The organism is Colwellia sp. MB3u-4 (genome assembly GCF_014077065.1).
Classification (GTDB): domain Bacteria; phylum Pseudomonadota; class Gammaproteobacteria; order Enterobacterales; family Alteromonadaceae; genus Cognaticolwellia.
This window is the reverse complement of record NZ_JACGVE010000024.1, coordinates 1-1181: the sequence shown is the minus strand read 5'-3', so window position 1 is coordinate 1181 and position 1181 is coordinate 1. Positions and strand designations below refer to the sequence as shown.

General features: G+C 41.0%; 2 protein-coding genes and 1 rRNA gene. 1 reads left to right on the top strand and 2 read right to left on the bottom strand.

The genetic code is table 11. The features are described 5' to 3' along the window. Positions 1–101: ribosomal RNA gene (gene rrf, locus H4J61_RS00135) — 5S ribosomal RNA — on the top strand; the annotation flags it as partial. 285 nt (positions 102–386) lie between these two features. Here the strand turns inward: rrf and H4J61_RS00130 are convergent. Together H4J61_RS00130 and H4J61_RS00120 are read right to left on the bottom strand one after the other, a co-directional pair. Further along, a complete protein-coding gene (locus H4J61_RS00130) occupies positions 387–842 on the bottom strand; it encodes an IS630 family transposase (protein WP_182182615.1) in 456 nt (151 codons plus the stop codon). 63 nt (positions 843–905) lie between these two features. Beyond that, positions 906–1181, bottom strand: a 276-nt coding sequence (locus H4J61_RS00120; protein WP_182182614.1) for a winged helix-turn-helix domain-containing protein, incomplete at its 5' end; no start/stop codon positions are given.

Below are 1181 nucleotides of genomic sequence, written 5' to 3'. Positions count from 1 at the left end.
CGACATGGCCCCACCTGATCCCATTCCGAACTCAGAAGTGAAACGTGTTAGCGCCGATGGTAGTGTGGGAGTTCCCATGTGAGAGTAGGACATTGCTAGGCTTCTATTTAGAGAAACCCGTAGCTAACGCTACGGGTTTTTTGCTTTCTGGCATTTAATAAATAAAGCTTGAGATGGCGCCGCTACTTTGCCCATTAAGCGTAAGCAGTGAAAGGTATTAGCGTCGTTGGTAAATAGCGTGCAGGTATTCTTTTTTATGTGAGAGCGTGCTTGTGCATCCTGCATCCAACGCATTAGTGCATCTATGTACGTCAAAAACCCGTAGCTAACACTACGGGTTTTTTGCTTTTTATGGTTTAAAGCTTAACTTATACCAATTTTATTAATTAACTTCCCACTTTTATCCAATCTCTAGAGCAAAGCTCTATCACCCTAGATGCATCTGAAACAAAAATATTCCAGGCTCGACTACATTCATTAACAATATCTTCATATCCACTAAAACATCTGTTCGCTAATTCATTTTGCCTCAGCCATTGCCACACTTGCTCAATAGGATTTAGCTCAGGTGAATAAGGGGGTAACTTTATGATTGATAAGTTATCAAATTTTTCGGTTAAATGGACTTGATGCCAAGCCGCACCATCCACAACTATCACGGCGTGTCTTCCTTTGGGCACTTTTTGGGAGATCAATGATAAGTGTTTTTCCATCACATCCATATTCATGATTGGCGCTATTAATGCCTCGGTATCTCCTGTTGCAGGGCAAACAGCACCAAAAAGATAAGCATACTCAAACTGCTGTTGACCGCTCTTGGTCTTGTTCCTTTTGTTGCCCAGAGCCTTGTCGTTATATTCTGCTGGCCAAAGCGTGCTTCATCTTGAAACCACACATCTACATTTTTAAGGCTGACATTCCACGGGATCGTAAGGATCATTTCCATTTCGAATTTTTTTAAAAGCTTCTTGTACTTCATCTGATTGCTTCGGGTGCCTTGACCGACTCGTTATCCACGAGAAGCCTAGCTGATGTAAAAGCCGATAAATATTATCAATTGAATAGTCGACTTTAAATTCTTGCGTAATATAAGTAACAAGTGTTTGTGCTTTAAGTCTTCCGCCTTTGGGTTTAATACTATTATCATGAATGTACTGGCTTAACTGAGAGAGCTGTTGTTC